Consider the following 17,761-nt stretch of genomic DNA (forward strand, 5'->3'; position numbering starts at 1 on the left):
TGGGGGCGCGGCCCCCAGACCCCCCACCGCGACCCCACTCAGCCCGCGCAGCCGAAGTGCCCCCGCACCAGCGCCTGCACCAACTCCAGGTCCCCGAGGACCAACGCGTCCAACAACGCCACATGCTCCGCCGCGTCAGCGACGGCCGCCGGCCCCCCGACCAACGGCCACTGGGCCCGCCGGTGCAGATCATCCACGATCCGCACCAGTTGCTCATTGCCCGCAAGAGTCAGCACAGCCCGATGAAACGCCCGGTCGGACTCGGCGTAGGTGACCCGGCACCCGGACCCCGCCGCCCGCACCGTCGCCTCCGCGAGCGGCCGCAGCTCGGCCCACCGCTCGGCCGGCACCGTGCGGGCGAGCCGCAGCATCACCGGCACCTCGATCAGCGCCCGCACCTCGGCCAGCTCCGCCAGCTCGCGCGCCCCGCGCTCGACGATCCGGAAACCCCGGTTGGGCACGACCTCGACGGCGCCTTCGAGGGCGAGCTGCTGCATGGCCTCCCGCACCGGCGTCGCCGAGACCCCGAAGCGCTCCCCGAGCACCGGTGCCGAGTAGACCTCGCCGGGCGCCAGCTCCCCGGCGACCAGCGCGGTGCGCAGCGCGTCGAGGATCTGCCCGCGCACGGAGGAGCGCTGCACGACGGGCCGGGGCGCGGGGATCGGCGTCTCGCTGTGGGTGTGCTCACCCCGGGCGGCACCGACGTCGCTCTCCCGCGCCCGGCGGTCACGGCCGACGTCGACCGCCCCCGGCTGGGCCGGTACCCGCGCCTCGCGGCGCAGGGCCCCCGTCTCGGCGGAGCCGTGCGTGCCCTGTTTCACGGGGTCCTCCTCGGGCTCCGGGCTTGTCGGTACTTGGGGTCATTTAACGGCCGGTTGTTACTCATCCGTCAAGCACCTTAGGCGCAGTGGCTCTCAGTTCAAATCGGGACCTTATTCGATAAGGTAAGCCTTACCTACAATCGACTCCGAAACGGTGGTCCCCGGCATGCCGCTGCCCGCATCACCCCTGTCGGCCGCGTACGCCCGGCTCTCGGAGGTGTACCCGGGCCTGACCGTACGGCAGCTGGGGGCGGCCGAACCGGCGCCCCGGGGTGGCGGCTGGCTCTCGGCGGCCTCCCTCGCGCAGGGCGGCACCGCCCTCGACGCCCACCTCGCCCGGGACGACGCCCAGGTCCTGCGCGACTACGGACAGCGGGCCCGCCCCGACGTGATCGCGACCTTCGGACTGCACCGTTACTCCTGGGCCGCCTGCCTGCTGATCACCGTTCCCTGGTTCCTGCACCGCCGGGTGCCGCGCCTCCCCGTGACGCATGTCTCGTACGACCGCACGGACGGAGGCATGCGCCTGGCGATCCGTCCGCCCGCCTCGCTCGCCTGCCCGGCGACCCGGCGGCAGCACTGCCCGGCGCCCGGGTGGTCGCGGACGAGGACGCGCTGCGGGCTCAGGTGCGCGCGGCGGTCGCCGAGCACCACGAACCGCTCCTCGCCGCCTTCGGCCCGCGCACGCGACGCCGCGGACGCGCCCTGTGGGGCTTGGTGACGGACGACGTCGTCGAGGGCCTCCACCACGTCGCCGAGCTGCTCGGCGAGCCGGGCCGGGCCCGCCGCGAGCTGGAACTGCTGCTGCCGGGCACCACCCGGCCGTACGTCGGCACACCGGCCTTCCGCGAGCTGACCGGACCGGGCGGGGAGGCGCTGACCACCCGCGACCGGGCGAGTTGTTGCATGTTCTACACCGTGCGCCCCTCGGACACCTGCGCGACCTGTCCGCGCACCTGTGACTCCGACAGGGTTGCCAAGCTCACCGCCGCCGCCGTGAGTTGAGACCCTCTCAGGCGTCCCCCCGGAAACGGGGCACGACCTCGCGTCCCGTAAGATCGTCGGTCGACGGGACTCCCCCGCGGTTACAGGTGATTCACAACTTCCTCACTTGTCGCAGGAACTTTCCGTGGAACCATCCGTACGGGTAGTCTTATTCGAACTCAACTCCCGCCCCTCAAGCGGCAGTTCGAGCAGAACGTCGCCCTGGGCATCCCCTTGCACCTCCTTGGCGGCCTCTTGCCCCGAAACCCCCATGAGGGCCGGCGGGATTGGGCCACTATGGCGGGCGTTACGCCCTATCCCAATGCAAGGGACCCCAGATGAGACTGACCGACATATCGCTGAACTGGCTGCTTCCGGGCGCCGTACTGCTCCTGGGCATGCTGGCGGCGGTGGCGGTGCTCGCGCGCAGCAAGCGGTCCGGGGAGCACGCCAAGACCGAGGACTCGTGGGAGCGCAGCGAGGAGCGCCGCCGCCGCAAGGAAGCGATATACGGCACCGCCTCCTATGTGCTGCTGTTCTGCTGTGCGGCCGTCGCCGCCGCGCTCTCCTTCCACGGCCTGGTCGGCTTCGGCGAACAGAACCTGGGCCTCTCCAACGGCTGGCAGTACCTGGTGCCGTTCGGCCTGGACGGGGCGGCCATGTTCTGTTCCGTGCTCGCGGTGCGCGAGGCCAGCCACGGTGACGCGGCGCTCGGCTCCCGCATACTCGTGTGGACCTTCGCGGCCGCGGCCGCCTGGTTCAACTGGGTGCACGCGCCCCGCGGCCTGGGCCACGACGGCGCCCCGCACTTCTTCGCCGGCATGTCGCTGTCGGCGGCCGTGCTGTTCGACCGGGCGCTGAAGCAGACCCGCCGGGCCGCGCTGCGCGAGCAGGGTCTGGTGCCGCGCCCGCTGCCGCAGATCCGCATCGTGCGCTGGCTGCGGGCCCCCCGCGAGACCTACAAGGCATGGTCGCTCATGCTCCTGGAGGGTGTGCGCAGCCTGGACGAGGCCGTCGAGGAGGTCCGCGAGGACAAGCGCCAGAAGGAGGAGAGCCGACTGCGCCGCCGCGACCAGCAGCGCATGGAGCGCGCCCAGCTCAAGGCGATCAGCCGGGGCCACCGCGGGCTCATCGGCCGAGGCGGCCGCCAGATGGAGATGGCCGCCATGGAGCGGGCCGGTGCCGAGCGGGTCTCCGCGGAGCCTGCCATATCGGCGGAGCAGCTGCCCGTGCGCGCGCGACCCTCGCTGCAGCCCGTCCGCAGCGGTTCTGACCCGGTCACCGTCGACCTCACCGCGGAGGACGACACAATGGCCCTGCCGCGACTCGACTCCCTTGAGCGCAAGCTCAAGGACCTGGAGCAGCAGTTCGGCTAGACCGGACCGGGCACGACACACGACGGAGGGGGCGTGGCCTTGCGGGCCACGCCCCCTCCCGTTCGTCGTCCCGGTGGTCCTCCCCCGTCAGGCGGCGGCGTCCGCGCCGCCGAGCTCGAACCACACCGCCTTCCCGACCCCGTGCGGGCACACGCCCCACGCGTCCGCGAGGGACTCCACGAGGACCAGGCCCCGGCCGTGCGTACCGTCGTCGGCGTTCGGTACGCGCAGCCGGGGCCTGTGGGCCACGAAGTCCCTGACTTCCACCCGCAGGCCGGCCGGGCCCAGCGTGGCGGTCAGGACCGCGTCGTGATCGGTGTGGACGAGCGCGTTGGTGACGAGCTCGCTGGTGAGCAGTTCCGCTATCTCGGACCCTTCCGGCCTCTCCCAGTGCCGCAGCAGCTCACGCACCGCCCGACGCGCCGCGGACACCTCCCGCAGGTCCGCCCGGCCGAGTCTGCGCCGCAGTTGGTGCGGCTGCGGCAGCCCCGGGGCCGTGTCGGTCGTGTCCTCGGCCGCTGACAACTGCCCGTTCGTCTGTGCGCGCGTCTGCGTACTCGTCGGTGTACTCGTCTTCGTACTCGCCTGTGCAGTCGTCTGTGCAGTCGTCTGTGCAGTCGCTTGTGCAGTCGTCTGCGCTCTCGGCTGTGCCGAGGTTGCCGCGATCGTCATGGGACCGCTGCCCCGTGCCTGCCTCTTCATGACCCCCGCCCGCGCGCCGATGTCGGTTCCCCTCCTGCTCGAACACGTTCACGGGGATGCTTGCCCGTTGGGCACCGGGCCAGTCATGTCGAATCGGCGACGACCAGGTGTTCGGCCATGTACGGGCGGCTCGGCACCGGTTCCCGGCGGCACACGCGGCCTGCTTCGGGAAGAGATGGGGCGGTTGATCCAGGACGGGGGACACGGGAACAGCCGCCCATCCTCGCGGGTGGGCGGCTGCGGTACGGCGGTCGCGCAAAGTTGGCCGGAATCCGACGGGCGGCGACCGGGCCGGTCAGTACAGCTTGTTGACGGCGGTGACGGTCGTCTTCTTGAACTCCTTCACCGGGGCGTGACGGAAGTCGCCCAACTGCCCCCAGTCGACGACGGTCACGGTGCGGCCGTCCCGACCGACGGAGAGCAGCCGGACATCGGTGGCGCCCCAGGAGGTCTCGGTGTGCAGCCCGTAGACGTGGGCGCCCTCCTCGACACGCACCCCGCCGAAGTCCCTGAACTCGGCCTCGACGTCCGGGTGGGCCCGCTCCATCCGCGCGGCGCACGAGCGGATGTCCTTGTTCAGGCGCGCGACCAGGGCCTTCGCCGCGCCCTCGCTGCGCAGGACGACGGAGACCTGCCGGGCGCCGGTGTCGAGGTCGGTACGGAAGGTGCGGTACCAGGTGCCGCCGCGACCCGGCAGGGCCTTGTTCAGGCAGACGTCCAGCTCGACCTCCTCCGGAACACCGGGGGTGACCTGGCCGGCCGTCCAGGACGAGGAGGAGTGCGGCGGAAGGTCGGCCGCGGAGAGGAAGCCGGGCGCCCGCGTGGCGGCGCTCGCGGGCGCGGCGAGCGCCGTGACCGCTGTGAGGCAGGCGGCGGCGAGAGCGGTGAGCGCGCCGGTTCGATTGCGCATGGACATGGGTGTCCCCCGTGAAGTGCGTGAAAGGTACGAATGCGTGAAAGACGTCACGTGACGCCGGAACGGCACCTCGGCGGGCGGTCGGCCCTGCCGTCCGGTGCGGCACGATGAGCATCGGCGGTCACCCGGGCACGGGGCAAGCCTCCGCACCCCGGTCGCCGCCATGGAACCATCCCGGGCCGTCTGACGTGCAGATATATGGAGTGCCTGGGATGCTGTCCCGGGCCGTCACGGGCCAGTACGAGCCGAAGGGCAGGCATATGCGGGGGTACGGTGTCGAGCGCTGACGAAGTGGCCGAGTTCGCGGCACTGCTGACGGAGCTGAAAGAACGCACCGACCGCAGCTACGGCGCCCTCGCCCGCCGCCTCCACATGAACGCCTCGACGCTGCACCGCTACTGCGCCGGGGAGACCGTCCCCCAGGACTTCGCCCCCGTGGAACGCTTCGCCGCGTTCTGCGGCGCCACCCCGACGGAACGCCACGAACTCCACCACCGCTGGCTCCTGGCGACAGCGGCACGCCGGCGGGAGCGGGCGACGGAAGCGCCGACGGGGGCGGCAGCGCCATCTGCTGCGGCGGCGACAGCGGGGCCGACGGCCGCACAGGGCGCGGCAACCGCTGAGACTCCGGCAGCCGTAGGAGAGGGGGCTGCTGGGGAGACACCCGCAGCCGCATCCGGGGCCACAGCGCCAGAGACACGGGCAGCCGCGCCTGAGCGGACAGCCCAAGAGACACCGGCAACCACACCGAAGGAAACACCCGCCGACACACCGCCAGCCCCGCCGACATCAGCAGCCGGCGGCACAGCGGCGGCCGCGCCCACGGCTTCACCCGAAGGCACACCGGCGTCCGCACCCACGCCGGAGGCCGCGGGCCCATCGACACCCACGTCCACGTCGGCAGCTGCGGGCACACCTGCGGCCGATTCCCGGCACCCGGCGCCGGTCCCGGCCCTTCCCCGCGTCTGGTACCGCCGTCGGCGGTCGGCCGTGCTGCTCGGGGTCGGCTGTGCCGTCCTCGCGGCGCTGGGCACGCTCTCCGCGCTGGCCGCCGGGCGGCCCTCGTCCCCGACCGCCGCCGGGCCCAGCGCGACCGCCGGGACGCCCTCAGGGACCGGGCTCCGGGCGACCCCCTCCGCGACGCCCACCCCGTCCGCCACGCCCTCCCCCACCCCGCCCACGGCCTCGCCCTCCCCGAGCGCGGACCGGTCGTCGTCCCCCGCGCCGAGCGTGACCCCGGCCACGGGGGCGCCGCCGCTCGCCCCCGTCCCCCTCACCTGGACCGCCGACTCCCACGCGTGGGCGCTGGGCTGCGGGCACGACTACGTCGTCGCCAAGCCGCCGGAGCACGTACCGGCACCCCCGCTCCCGCAGGACGCGGCGGTCTGGGCCCGGGCCCAGGGCGCGGTGCACGGCCGGGAGACCAACGTGGCGATCTCGGTGCAGGGCCGCAGCTCCACGGCGGTCGTCCTCACCGCGCTGCGCGTCAGGGTGGTGGGCCGCGGCGCTCCGGCCCAGGGCTCGGCGTACGCCATGGACCAGGGCTGCGGGGGCTCGATCAGCCCCCGTCACTTCGCCGTGGACCTGGACCAGGACCGCCCGGTCGCCCACTCGATCGCCGGCAGCGACGTGGACACCCCGATCCCGGCGGTGCGCATGCCCTACCGGGTGTCCGCCGAGGACGCGGAGGTGCTGCTGGTGACCGCCCGGACGGCCGGCTGCGACTGCTACTGGTACCTGGAGCTCGACTGGTCGTCCGAGGGCCGCACCGGCACGGTCCGCATCGACGACCAGGGCCGCCCGTTCCGTACGAGCGCCGTCGAAGGACTGCCCCGATACGTCTACGACACGCTGAACCGCGCCTGGCGCAACAACTGACGCACGGCAGGGGGCGACGGCAAGCGCGCTCAGGCGGTCGCGACGGGCTTGTCGCTCGGCCTGTCCTCCGGCGTCGCCCTGGACATCGTCTTCGGCCTGGGCATCGTCTTCGGCCTGCTCTTCGACGAGTTCGCCCTCTGCCTCGCCATCGGCCTGTGCGGGGTACGGCCCTTGGCGCGGCGTTCGGCTCGGTCCTCGGCCGGGACACGGGCGAGGGCACGGTCACCTGACGGGTACGGCCACCCGGGGCCGACGCGTTCACGCCTCCCAGACGGCCGCCGCCGTACGGTCGTCGGAGTAACCCTTGACCCGGACCTGGGTGTCGGCCAGGAACGCGGCCAGGCCGGGCGGGGCGGGGGCGGACCACCGTCCGGTGAGGTACTCCGACAGCTCCGGTTCGCCGCGCAGCGGCTCGGCGAGGCCGCCGGTGCACATCAGCAGCGTGTCCCCCGGCCGGGCCACCGAGGCACGGAAGCGGAAGGGCGCGTGGGGCGGCTCGGCGTACCCGTCGGCCTGCTCCCGGGCGTCGTCCCCCAGGACGGGTTCGATGTCCTGCCAGACGCCGTCCCGCAGCCGGAACAGTCCACCGGCGCCGACACCGAAGAACACGCGGGTGCGGCACTCGGGGTCGGCGGGCAGCAGCAGACAGCGCAGGGTGGCCGTGTACTCCTCGGGCTCCAGGCCCTGCTCGGCGGCGCCGGCCCGCAGTCGGCCCAGGCTGCGGTCGGTGAGCCGGTGCAGGCCCGACTTCAGGTCCCCGCGCCGTGCCGCCCGGATGTCCTCCGCCAGGCGCGCGTGGCTGCGGCCCACGGCCTGGGCGATCCACCCGCACGCCTCGGCGGCCGCCCGGTGCGCGCCGGCGGTGGCCCGGGCGCCGGTGGCCATCGCGACCAGCACCAGCGCGTGCTCGCCGCTGCCGAAGCGAGCCGTGAGCAGCGAGTCGCGGCGCGGCTCCCCCCGGTAGCGCGCGGAGTCCCCCCGCACGGACACCGCCCGCAGGGTGCACACGCCGTACCGGGCCCCGTCCAGCACGGTGTCGGCCACCAAGTCCGCCAGGTCGTCCGGCTCCGCGAGGGGAAGAGCCGTGGGCTCGGCTTCGTAGGTGGGCGGCCCGGAACCGACGTAGTCCCTGAGGACCGGCATCCGCGACCTTTCACCGACCGTGGCAGCGGGCAGATCACCCGGCCGGGGCGGGCTTCCGTCGAGCGTGTCGCCGCGCCGTGAGGGCGTCGCGTCGGGGGAGGTGCGGGCGGGCGGGACGGTGCCCTCAGGGGTGGGGGTCGGGTCGGGTGCGGGTCGGTCCGTACGGGGACCGCGCTGGGGTGTGCCGCTGCCGGGGCCTGTCCCCGTGCCCGGGGCTTCCCCGACCCCCGGGGACCAGGCGGTGGCCCCGTGCGGTCCGGGGGGCGGGCGCTCGGCGAACCCGGGTGGGAGCGGCCCGGGCGGGAAGGTGGTCGGCCCCTGGGGTGTCTCGGGCGGCGCTTCCCACGGCGCACGAGGCCGGTCCGGCGGCCGACTCTCCGGGCCGACGCCGTGCGCGGGTACGTCCGTCGACGGCTCCGCGTCCTCCGGCTCCCAGGGGTCCCACGCCGCCACCCACTCGGCACTGGCCGCGCTCCAGGACCGCGCGCCCTTCTCACCACCCGCGACGCCCGCGTCGCCCCCGCCCCGCTCCTCCCCCTCGGCCCCGTCGGCCCGCTCCGCGCCCACCGCGCCCACCACGGAGGCGAACCGGTCGTCCAGGGAATCGACGGCGGCCGTGGGGCCCGTGTCCTGGGTGGAGTCGTCGTACAGCTGCCCCCACCAGTCGTCCTCGTGACCGGTGGGCCTTCCCCCCTGCTGGCTCATGCCCGTAATTGTCCACGGCACGGGCCGTCGGAAAACGGGACATCAGGAAAATCCGGCACGCCACACGAGGGACGCACCGAACACCAGTTCAGTGAAGGTCGGAGGTCGCCGAACGGCTCCACCCCCCACGGGAGAGCCGTCCGGCGACATGGGTGACCCGGGCCCCGATCCCCTGTGCGCCCCTGCGCGACGGAACCCGGATCACGTTCCGGGGCGGGTGACCATGATCATGTGTCACCGCCGCGCCTCACCTTGGCAGAGTGACCGGCGGTACGGCGATGATGTGCGGTGGCGGGATCCCGCCATGACCGTTTCCCGCCACCCGGACGAGGGTTCGGACCGCGAAGCCACCGCAGGAGGACCACCCGGATGCTGGGCGCGATAGGGCTCGACGAGACGCAGGAGGCGGCGTACCGCGCGCTGGTGTCGGTGGGCGCCTGCGACGTACGGGATCTGGCGTGCCGCCTGTCGCTCGGCGAGCAGGACACCGAGCGCGCGCTGCGCCGCCTGGAACGGCAGGGCCTGGCCGCTCAGGCGTCGGGCCGGCCGGACCGCTGGGTCGCCGCTCCCCCGGGCGTCGCGCTGGGCGCCCTGCTCACCCAGCAGCGCCACGAGCTGGAGCAGGCCGAACTGACCGCCGCGCGGCTCGCCGAGGAGTACCGCGCGGCGGCCGCCGAGCCGGCGGTGCACGACCTGGTGGAGGTGGTCACCGGCGCGGCCGCGGTCTCCCAGCGCTTCCTGCAGATCCAGCTCGGCGCGAGCGACGAGGTGTGCGCGCTGGTCACCGGGACCCCGGTCGCGGTGACCGGCGGGGAGAACGACGCCGAGAAGCGGGCCACCGAGCGCGGGGTGCGCTACCGGGTGGTCATCGAGCGTGCGGTGCTGGACCAGCCGCACGGCATCAGCGAGCTGACTGCCGCGCTGGCCCGGGACGAACAGGTGCGGGTGGTGGACGAGGTGCCGACCAAGCTGGTCGTCGCCGACGGCGTCCTCGCCCTCGTACCGCTGACCGCCCGCTCCGCGGAGCCCGCCGCGCTGGTGGTGCACGCCAGCGGGCTGCTGGAGCTGCTGTCGGCTCTGTTCGAGTCGGTGTGGCGGCAGGCGCTGCCGCTGCGCCTGGGCCCGTACGGGGTCACGGAGCAGGGCCCCGACGCTCCGGACCCCGCCGACCTGGAGATCCTGTCGCTGCTGCTGGCCGGGCTGACCGACGAGAGCGTCGCCAAACAGCTGGAGCTGGGGGTGCGCACGGTCCAGCGCCGGGTGAAGCGGCTGATGGAGCTGACCGGTGTGTCGACCCGGCTGCAGTTGGGCTGGCACGCGCGCGAACGGGGCTGGGTGGCACGCGAGCCCTAGCGCCACGTACGCCACCACCTGCGGGTCACGCCCGACTCCGGCACCCTGGGCAGATGGGAGCGTGGGAACTCCTGCTGGTCGGCCTGGTCATCCTGCTGGGCCTGTGCGGTGTGCTGGTCCCCGGCGTGCCAGGGTCGTGGCTGGTGTGGTCCGGGGTGCTGTGGTGGGCTCTGAAGGACCCGGAAGCGATCGCCTGGCTGGTCCTGGTGTGCGCCACGGCCGCACTGCTCCTCTCCCAGGTGGTCCGCTGGGCCCTGCCGCCACGCCGGCTGCGGGAGATGCGTGCGAGCGGCGCCAATCCCCGTATGGGGGTGTACGCCGGCACCGGCACGCTCCTCGGCTTCGTCCTGATCCCCGTCGTCGGCGCGATCCCCGGCTTCATGGCCGGCGTCTACCTCTACGAACGCCTGCGCCTCGGCCGCCACGCCGAGGCCCGCGCGGCCCTGCGCACCCTGATGCGCTCAGGCGGCTCCAGCGTCCTCGCGGAACTGTTCACCTGCCTGCTGATCGCGGGCGCTTGGGTGGGGGCGGTGCTGTGGGGGTGACGCGGGTCGGGGCCGACACCGGTCGGAAGGCCACGTTCCGGTGAATCTCGCCGAACCACCACAACCTCAGCACCCCTCCGCACGTCACCTTCACGCCATTTTCACGCCATAGCCACGCGCACGTCAGGAAGACCATGAGTCAGCACCAGCCCGGATACGGACCGCCCCAGCCCCCGTGGGGCCCGACGCCGCCCCCGCAGAAGAGGCCCTCCGCCGGCAAGTTCATCGGCTTCGGCTGCCTCGGCGTCGTCGCCCTGTTCGTCGTCATCGCCGTCATCGGCGCGGTCGTCGGCAGTGATGACGACGGCGCCGAGAACACGGCCGCCACCGCCACCAGCAGCCCCAGCGACACGGGCGACGGCAAGAACAGCGCCTCCCCCACCCCCTCCGCCGCGGCGAGCACCGCGAAGAACGAGGACGACGACACCGCACGGCTGCCCGACATGAGGGGCAAGGGCCTGCAGTCCGCGCAGGACCAGGCCCAGGCCGCCGGGTTCTACCACCTGACCTCGCACGACGCGCTCGGGCGGGGGCGCATGCAGGTTCTCGACCGCAACTGGAAGGTCTGTTCACAGACTCCCGCGGCGGGCGACCGCCCCACGGACACGAAGGTCGACTTCGGGGCGGTCAAGCTGGAGGAGGACTGCCCGGCCGATGACCAGGGCACCGTGGCGGAGGCCGGCGCGACGATGCCCGACTTCGTGGGCAAGTCGGTCAAGGTTGCCCGCGCCGCGCTCGACTCCAGCACCTCGATCACCGTCACCGACGCCTCCGGCGACGACCGGTTCGTCATCGTCGAGTCCAACTGGCAGGTGTGCACCCAGGCGCCGAAGGCGGGCGCCGTGCTCGACGGGCAGCCGGTGACGTTCACGGCCGTGAAGTTCGACGAGTCCTGCTGACCGGCTCAAGGGCGCCCTCCAGCGTCAGCAGCCGTATCTTGCGGTCGAGGCCGGCGGCGTACCCGGTCAGTGAGCCGTCGGCGCCGATCACCCGGTGGCAGGGGCGCAGGATGAGCAGGGGGTTGGCGCCGATCGCGCCGCCGACGGCGCGTACGGCGGCGCGTGAGGCGTCGATCCGGGCCGCGATCTCGCCGTACGTCGTGGTCGCCCCGTACGGCACATCGTCGAGAGCGTCCCAGACGCGCTCCCGGAAGGGGGTCCCGGAGGCCCGTAGCGGCAGCCGGAACTCCTTCAGGTCACCGGCGAAGTAGGCGGCGAGCTGCTCGGCGGCGTCCCGGAAGGGCCCGGTGTCCTGTCGTCGGCCGTCCTCCACCACCCGCCCGCCCTTCTGCCCGGGCAGGGACAGGGAGGTCAGCGCGCCGTCGGCGTCGGCGGTGAGGAGGAGCGGCCCCAGGGGGCTGTCGAGCCGCGTCCAGTACGTCGGGGTCAGGTCGTGCATCACGGCTCCAGGGTCTCGGCCCGCAGGTGGTGCAGGGCGTAGGTGCGCCAGGGGCGCCAGCTGTCGGGGACATCCGCGCCGGGCGGCGCCACGTCGGGGTCGCCGAGGGCGCGGGCCCGGATCGCCGCGGCCGTACGGGCGTCCAGGCCGGGCAGGGCCAGCAGCGCCTGCTCGGCGTCGTCGCGGTCGGCGCCCGCGTCGAGCCGTACGGTGCCGTCGGCGAGGGCGGCGGTGAGCGCGCCCAGGGGACCGTCGGGTTGGGCCTCGGCGAGGGCGGCCGGCTCGGGGAAGAGGTGGGTGAGGCCGCCGCAGGGCGCGTCGAGCGCCTTGCCGCAGGCGCGCACCAGCCGCTCGGCGTCCGCCCGCCCCACCAGGGCGCGTACGGCGTACTCGTCGGCGTCGACGGCCCCGGGCGCGCGCAGCCCCGGCCGGGCGGCGACGAGCGGGGCGAGCCGCGGGTCGGCACCGAGCCGCTCCTCGACGGCGTACGGGTCGGCGTCGAGGTCGAACAGCCGGCGCAGCCGCTGGACGGCGGTGGTGAGGTCGCGGTGGTCGGTGAGGTGCAGCCGGGCGTCCAGCCAGCCGCCCTGGTGGGTGGCGGCACCGCCGGGGGTGCCGCCCGGGCGCTCGGCGACGGCGACGATCCCGGTTCCGTACGGCAGCCGCAGCGTCCGCCGGTAGCAGCGCCCGCCCGGCGGCCCCGACACCTCCTCGACCCCGGCGACCGCCTCGCTCTCCAGCAGGTCGAAGACGGCGGCCGCGTGATACGGCCCCCGGTGGGCGAGCCGCAGCGGGATCCCGGCCCTCGGCGTGGCCCTGCGGCGGGCCGGGCGCCCGCCGCCGGGCGCGGCGGCCCGCAGCTGGGTCGGCGTGGCCGCGTACACCTCCCGCATGGTGTCGTTGAACTGCCGCACGCTGGCGAACCCGGACGCGAACGCGATCTCGGTGATCGCCAGCTCGGTGGTCTGCAGCAGTACCCGCGCGGTGTGCGCCCGCTGGGCCCGCGCCAGGGCGACGGGCCCGGCGCCCAGTTCGGCGGTCAGCTGCCGCTGCACCTGGCGTGCGCTGTAACCGAGCCGGGCGGCCAGTCCGGCGACGCCCTCACGGTCGACGACCCCGTCGCCGATCAGCCGCATGGCGCGGGCCACGACGTCCGCGCGGACGTTCCACTCGGCCGAACCGGGCACCGCGTCCGGACGGCACCGCCGGCAGGCGCGGAAGCCCGAGCCCTGCGCGGCGGCGGCCGTCGCGAAGAACCGCACGTTGCGCCGCTTGGGCGTCACGGCGGGGCAGCTCGGCCGGCAGTAGATCCCGGTCGTCCGCACGGCGAAGAAGAACTCCCCGTCGAAGCGGGCGTCCCGGCTGCGGACGGCCTCGTACCTGGTGTCCTCGTCCATCACGGTTCCAGTGTTCGGCACGGGCGGGGACGGAGCTAGCGGAAAACGGACATGGGGATGGCCCTAGCTATACCTATAGCTAGGACCAGCGTCCCCTTTTCGCTTCCGCCGCAGCCCGCCCCATGGCCCCTTTCCGCTTCCACTCCCGCCGGATCTCCGAACGCAGCCGCGCATCCGTCTTGGCGACGATCCGCTGGTTCTCCCGCAGCAGCTTGCGGTAGCTCTCCAGCCGTCGCACCGGCAGCTCACCGGCGTCGATCGCGGCGCGCACCGCGCACCCGGGCTCGTACTCGTGCGCGCAGTCGTGGAACCGGCAGCGCCCGGCCAGCTCCTCGATCTCGGAGAACACCTGTCCGACCCCCTCGCCGGCGTCCCAGAGGCCGACGCCGCGCAGTCCGGGGGTGTCGATGAGGACTCCGCCGCCGGGCAGGGCGAGGAGGTTGCGGGTGGTCGTGGTGTGCCGGCCCTTGCCGTCCATGTCACGGGTGGCCCGCACGTCCATGATGTCGTCGCCGGCGAGGGTGTTGGCGAGCGTCGACTTGCCCGCGCCGGAGGTGCCGAGCAGCACGGTGGTGCCCTGCCCGAGCAGCGCGGTCAGTTCCTCGACGCCCTCGCCGTGCAGCGCGCTGACGGTGAGCACCGGCACGCCGGGCGCGCTGGTCTCCACGTCCTGGACGAGATGCGCCAGCGTGACCGGGTCGGGCACGAGGTCGGCCTTGGTGAGGACGACGACGGGCTGCGCCCCGGACTCCCAGGCCAGCGCCAGGAACCGTTCGACCCGGCCGAGGTCGAGTTCGACGGCGAGGGAGACGGCGACGACCGCGTGGTCGACGTTGGCCGCGAGGATCTGTCCCTCGGAGCGCTTGGAGGAGGTGGAGCGGACGAAGGCGGTACGGCGGGGCAGCAGCGTCCGCACGTAGCGCGGGTCGCCGCCCTCGGGGTCGACGGCGGCCCAGTCGCCGGTGCACACGACCTTCATCGGGTCGCGCGGCACGACGAACTCGGTGTCGGCCCGTACGGTGCCCTCCGGGGTGACCAGGTCGCACTGACCGCGGTCGACCCGGACCACCCGGCCGGGCAGCAGCCCCTGCTCGGCGTACGGGGCGAACTCGGCGGCCCAGCCCTCGTCCCAGCCGTACGGGGACAGCGGGTGGGAGGCAGCCGAAGGAGAAAGGGAACGAGAAGAAGTGGAACGAGAAGACGAAGACAAGGGGGGACCCTTCACAAGGGCGGCCCCGGCGGCGCGCTCACGGGCGCGCGCGGTTCTGAAGTGGTCAGCCGGAGACCGCGGAGGTGGAGTGGATGAACTTCCGGTGGCGCACAGCACCCATCACAGAGACAGCCATCGGTCACACCTCCTGTCGTTCTCGTCGGGGTCGTTCTCGGCGCTCAGCCTAGGAGAGGTCCCTGCCTGAGCGCCAACGGTTTTCCCACTTCGCCGTTCTCGGGGTCAGGACTCCGTGCACGGCCGCCCGTTGAGTGTGAACGCGTGGGGCGCGGAGTTCGTGCCCTGCCAGGTGCCGAGGAAGCCGAAGGAGAGCGAACCGCCCTCGGTGACGGTCTTGTTGTAGTCGGCGGCCGTGGCGGTGACGCGGGTGCCGTTCTGGTCGAAGCCCGCGTCCCACATCTGGGTGACGCGCTGGCCGTCCCGGAAGGACCAGGCGACGCGCCAGGAGTCGAGGGCGTCGGCGGTGGTGACGGTGAGGGTGGCCTGGAAGCCGTCGTTCCACTGGTGGACGAGGTCGTAGCGGGCCGAGCAGGCCGTGCTGTCGGGGCTGTCGTCGGCGGTCGGGGAGGACGTGCCCTGGGGTTCTGGGTCGGGGCGCCCGGGTGCGGTCGTGCTGGTGGCGGGGGACGGCTGTTCCGGCGTACGGGAGGCCGGGGTGGAACCGACCGGGCTGGGGCCTCCTGGGGTGGAGTCGCTCGGCTCGGGGGTCGGCAGGGCGAGGCCGGGGCCGGCCACCGGGGTGCCGTCGGTGGGGGTGCCGGCCGCGGCGTCGTCGCCGGCGGAACCGAGCGGCATCAGCGACGCGGCGAGCGCCAGCAGCGAGACCAGGACGGCGGCCGCGAGCAGCCCGTGGCGCAGGACGCGCGCCCGGCCGGCGCCGGCCAGGGCGGCCTCGCCGTCCGGGTCGGGCGCGTCGGGGCGGCCGGGGCCGAGGCGCACCTCGGCGGCCCGGCGGCGGCGCTCCAGGTAGGCGAGGCCGCCCCAGCCGATGACGCCCTGGGCGAGCGCGGCGGGCAGTCCGCCGCCGTGCAGCCTGAGACAGGCGGCGGCCTCCGCGCACTCCTGGCAGGTGGCGAGGTGGCGGGAGAGGTCCTCGGGCGTGTCGGCGGCCGGCGAGCGGGTGACGGCGTCCAGCAGGCGGATGTAGCTGCGGCACTCCGCGCCCATCGGCGTGTCGAGGTGGTTGCGGTGGCAGCGGTCCCGGAACAGGCCGCGGACCTGGTTGAGTTCCTCGGCCGCGGCGGCCGGGTCCAGGCCGAGCCGGCGGGCCACGCCGCGCAGCGGCAGCGCCTCCACCTCGGCCAGCCACAGCAGGGCGGCGTCCGGTTCCTGCATGTCGCGCAGTCCGCGCAGCGCGATGGGGCGGGTCAGCGGCGGGCCGGTGTAGCGGGCGGCCTTCCCGGAGTTGAGCCACAGGCGCAGATCGGGGTCGAGCTTGTGGCCCTGGCCCGCGGCTTCCCAGGCGGCCGCCGTGGTGCGTACGGCGGTCAGCAGCATCGGGATGCGGGGCAGGCGGGGCGTGCGGCGGCCGGCGCTGCGTCGGGTACCGTCCTCCGCGGCGCGGGCCTCGCGTATGCCGAGCGCGAACGCCTCGCGGGCCAGCTGGTGGGCCGCGGTCGAGCCGGACGTGCACAGATCGGCGTACGACAGGACGGCGTCCCAGCACTCGGTGAACAGCGCGGCCTCGGCGTCGTCCCTAGGGGTCGGCAGGTCGGGCATGGGTCTCCTGCATTCGAATGCGAGGTCAACTCACCATGTCGGCAATGGAGTTGGGGGGAACCTCGCGGCAGGGCCAGAGCTTTTCACGTCTTCCACACAACTGACAAGCGGGGTGTTCAGATGTCATGACCAGCGCCTCGCCACGACGGCCGCCGCCGGTTGTCATGTCGACAAAACGTCCGCGTCCCTACGTGCACCGGGTTTCGGTTCCGGCTTACGGTACGGACGCGGACGCCGTTTGTCTCAACGTTCCGCCGGGTCACCTCACCCGCGTCGGCTCCTCGGCGGGCAGGCTGTCCATGAAGGAGCTCACGGAGAACACCGCGCGGCCGGGGCCGGGCGGGCCGTAGCCGGGGGGCGAGGAGAGGCCGAATTCGTCCATCGTGGCGCGGTACGCCTCCAGCAGCCGGATGTGGTACTCCAGCGGCGCGCCCTGCGGGTTGGCCTTGCCGAGCGGGGTGGTGGGCTCGGGGCACCAGGTGGTGAAGCGGGGCGTGATGCCGTGCGACATGAAGAAGCGCAGGCCCTCGGTGGTCGACGCGATGGCCTCGTCGACGGTGGTGAAGCCGAAGGGTTCGGCCATCTCCACGCCCGCCACGAAGTTGGGGATGACGTTGCGCGCGCCGAACACCTCGGCGGAGTCGAGGATGCGCCTGTGCCACTCGTCGCGGCCGACGTAGCGCTCCTTGCCGGGGCAGTACAGCTCGAACAGCCGGCGGTCCCACACCTCGTAGTTGGGGTGGTAGATCTGCACGCCGTAGTCCTTGAACCGCTGCACGTCGTCGCGCGGCAGGGCCTGGGCGACGACCTTGCCGATCCAGCGGCCGGGGAAGCGCTCCTCGATGGCCTTGGCGTAGTGGCCGTAGAAGTCGGCCTCGTCGCGGCCGGCGACCGTCTTGGTGATGGCGCCGCCGGTGAGGGTGTAGGCGGTGGACGCCTTCTGGGTGTCGTAGCGGTCGATGATCTCGAGCGCCTCCAGCACCTCCTCGACGTCCTTGACTCCTGTATACGGTCGACCGGCGGCCTTGTGCTGTCGCCAGTTGTGGTTGATGTCGCAGTACTGGCACTCCTCCTTGGCGCCGAAGTACTGGCAGACCCGGAAGACGGTCAGGTAGATGAGGTAGCCCCACTGGATGGTGGGGGCCACCTCCATGACCGACTTCCCGTTGGAGAGCGTGTGCCGGTAGTACTCCGGCATCGGCGGGACGCCGACGTCCGCGATCCGCTTCCCGTCGAGGTAGAGGCCGAGCAGCCCCTCGTCGTCGGCGGCGACCCGGTAGGGGGAGGCCGGGTTGACGCGCACGGAGACGACGGTGCGGCGCAGGTCGTACGGGCCGCCGGTGAGGATGATCTCCTCCGGCGGGCGGCGCAGCGCGGCCTCGCCCAGCTCCGGCAGGGTGCCGTGGTCGAAGGAGAAGATGAAGTACGACTTCGGCTTGACCTCCCCGCTCTCGTTGTCGCTCAGCGCGGAGGCGTCGAAGGCCACCCCGCCGCGCAGCAGGTCCTCCTTGAAGACGGCCTCCCGCGGCACATGCGGAAACCGCTCCATCAGATCCTCGACCAGCGCGGTACGGCTGCCCATCCCGTCTCTCCTCC

Annotated in this window: 14 protein-coding genes and 2 pseudogenes; 7 read left to right on the forward strand and 9 right to left on the reverse strand. The window is 73.5% G+C overall.

The genetic code is table 11. The annotated features are described in order from the left end of the window. Positions 1-38 precede the first annotated feature (38 nt). A complete protein-coding gene (locus ACH5AC_RS13555) occupies positions 39-821 on the reverse strand; it encodes a GntR family transcriptional regulator (protein WP_398861910.1) in 783 nt (260 codons plus the stop codon). Positions 822-987: 166 nt separating this feature from the next. On the opposite strand from ACH5AC_RS13555, the pseudogene ACH5AC_RS13560 reads away from it, so the two are divergent. Together ACH5AC_RS13560 and ACH5AC_RS13565 are read left to right on the forward strand one after the other, a co-directional pair. Beyond that, positions 988-1,826, forward strand: a pseudogene (locus ACH5AC_RS13560) ((2Fe-2S)-binding protein). Between the two features lie 317 nt (positions 1,827-2,143). Further along, positions 2,144-3,181, forward strand: coding sequence for a DUF2637 domain-containing protein (locus ACH5AC_RS13565; RefSeq protein ID WP_398861911.1), 1,038 nt, complete (start codon positions 2,144-2,146; stop codon positions 3,179-3,181). Between the two features lie 87 nt (positions 3,182-3,268). Here the strand turns inward: ACH5AC_RS13565 and ACH5AC_RS13570 are convergent, their stop codons facing one another. Both ACH5AC_RS13570 and ACH5AC_RS13575 read right to left on the reverse strand, forming a co-directional pair. After that, positions 3,269-3,706 carry an ATP-binding protein gene (locus tag ACH5AC_RS13570; protein WP_398861912.1) on the reverse strand — a complete coding sequence of 146 codons (438 nt, stop codon included), beginning with the start codon at positions 3,704-3,706 and terminating at the stop codon, positions 3,269-3,271. Between the two features lie 472 nt (positions 3,707-4,178). Beyond that, entirely contained in the window at positions 4,179-4,799 is a 621-nt protein-coding gene (locus ACH5AC_RS13575) for a hypothetical protein (protein ID WP_398861913.1), read from the reverse strand. A gap of 198 nt (positions 4,800-4,997) precedes the next feature. Here ACH5AC_RS13575 and ACH5AC_RS13580 point away from each other — a divergent pair. Both ACH5AC_RS13580 and ACH5AC_RS13585 read left to right on the forward strand, forming a co-directional pair. Continuing rightward, positions 4,998-5,276, forward strand: a pseudogene (locus tag ACH5AC_RS13580) (helix-turn-helix domain-containing protein); the annotation flags it as partial. Between the two features lie 513 nt (positions 5,277-5,789). Next, on the forward strand, positions 5,790-6,677 hold the full coding sequence (locus ACH5AC_RS13585; protein ID WP_398862232.1) for a hypothetical protein: 888 nt from the start codon (positions 5,790-5,792) through the stop codon (positions 6,675-6,677). A 258-nt stretch (positions 6,678-6,935) separates the two neighbouring features. Here the strand turns inward: ACH5AC_RS13585 and ACH5AC_RS13590 are convergent, their stop codons facing one another. Next, positions 6,936-8,525, reverse strand: coding sequence for a protein phosphatase 2C domain-containing protein (locus ACH5AC_RS13590; RefSeq protein WP_398861914.1), 1,590 nt, complete (start codon positions 8,523-8,525; stop codon positions 6,936-6,938). Between the two features lie 369 nt (positions 8,526-8,894). On the opposite strand from ACH5AC_RS13590, the gene ACH5AC_RS13595 reads away from it, so the two are divergent. The 3 genes from ACH5AC_RS13595 (at position 8,895) to ACH5AC_RS13605 (ending at position 11,322) form a co-directional block, all read left to right on the forward strand. Continuing rightward, positions 8,895-9,878, forward strand: a complete 984-nt coding sequence (locus ACH5AC_RS13595; RefSeq protein WP_398861915.1) for a helix-turn-helix domain-containing protein — start codon at positions 8,895-8,897, stop codon at positions 9,876-9,878. Positions 9,879-9,931: 53 nt separating this feature from the next. Beyond that, positions 9,932-10,423: a DUF456 domain-containing protein gene (locus ACH5AC_RS13600; RefSeq protein WP_398861916.1), complete on the forward strand. Its 492-nt coding sequence runs from the start codon at positions 9,932-9,934 to the stop codon at positions 10,421-10,423. Between the two features lie 134 nt (positions 10,424-10,557). Further along, positions 10,558-11,322: a hypothetical protein gene (locus ACH5AC_RS13605; RefSeq protein ID WP_398861917.1), complete on the forward strand. Its 765-nt coding sequence runs from the start codon at positions 10,558-10,560 to the stop codon at positions 11,320-11,322. Here ACH5AC_RS13605 and ACH5AC_RS13610 read toward each other — a convergent pair. From ACH5AC_RS13610 to ACH5AC_RS13630, 5 genes are all read right to left on the reverse strand, one after another. Beyond that, positions 11,291-11,821, reverse strand: a complete 531-nt coding sequence (locus ACH5AC_RS13610; protein ID WP_398861918.1) for a methylated-DNA--[protein]-cysteine S-methyltransferase — start codon at positions 11,819-11,821, stop codon at positions 11,291-11,293. The two genes, ACH5AC_RS13605 and ACH5AC_RS13610, sit on opposite strands and share 32 nt — an antisense overlap. Further along, positions 11,821-13,218 carry a bifunctional transcriptional activator/DNA repair enzyme AdaA gene (locus ACH5AC_RS13615; protein WP_398862213.1) on the reverse strand — a complete coding sequence of 466 codons (1,398 nt, stop codon included), beginning with the start codon at positions 13,216-13,218 and terminating at the stop codon, positions 11,821-11,823. Before ACH5AC_RS13615 ends, ACH5AC_RS13610 begins: the two co-directional genes overlap by 1 nt. Before the next feature lie 79 nt (positions 13,219-13,297). Then, a complete protein-coding gene (gene rsgA / locus ACH5AC_RS13620; protein ID WP_398862215.1) occupies positions 13,298-14,365 on the reverse strand; it encodes a ribosome small subunit-dependent GTPase A in 1,068 nt (355 codons plus the stop codon). 303 nt (positions 14,366-14,668) lie between these two features. Further along, positions 14,669-16,165 (reverse strand): cellulose binding domain-containing protein, encoded by a 1,497-nt coding sequence (locus ACH5AC_RS13625; RefSeq protein WP_398861919.1) that lies wholly within the window; start codon positions 16,163-16,165, stop codon positions 14,669-14,671. A gap of 259 nt (positions 16,166-16,424) precedes the next feature. After that, entirely contained in the window at positions 16,425-17,747 is a 1,323-nt protein-coding gene (locus tag ACH5AC_RS13630) for a radical SAM protein (RefSeq protein WP_398861920.1), read from the reverse strand. Positions 17,748-17,761 lie beyond the last annotated feature (14 nt).

The sequence above is a fragment of the Streptomyces sp. NPDC018693 genome (genome assembly GCF_044391385.1).
Classification (GTDB): Bacteria; Actinomycetota; Actinomycetes; order Streptomycetales; family Streptomycetaceae; genus Streptomyces.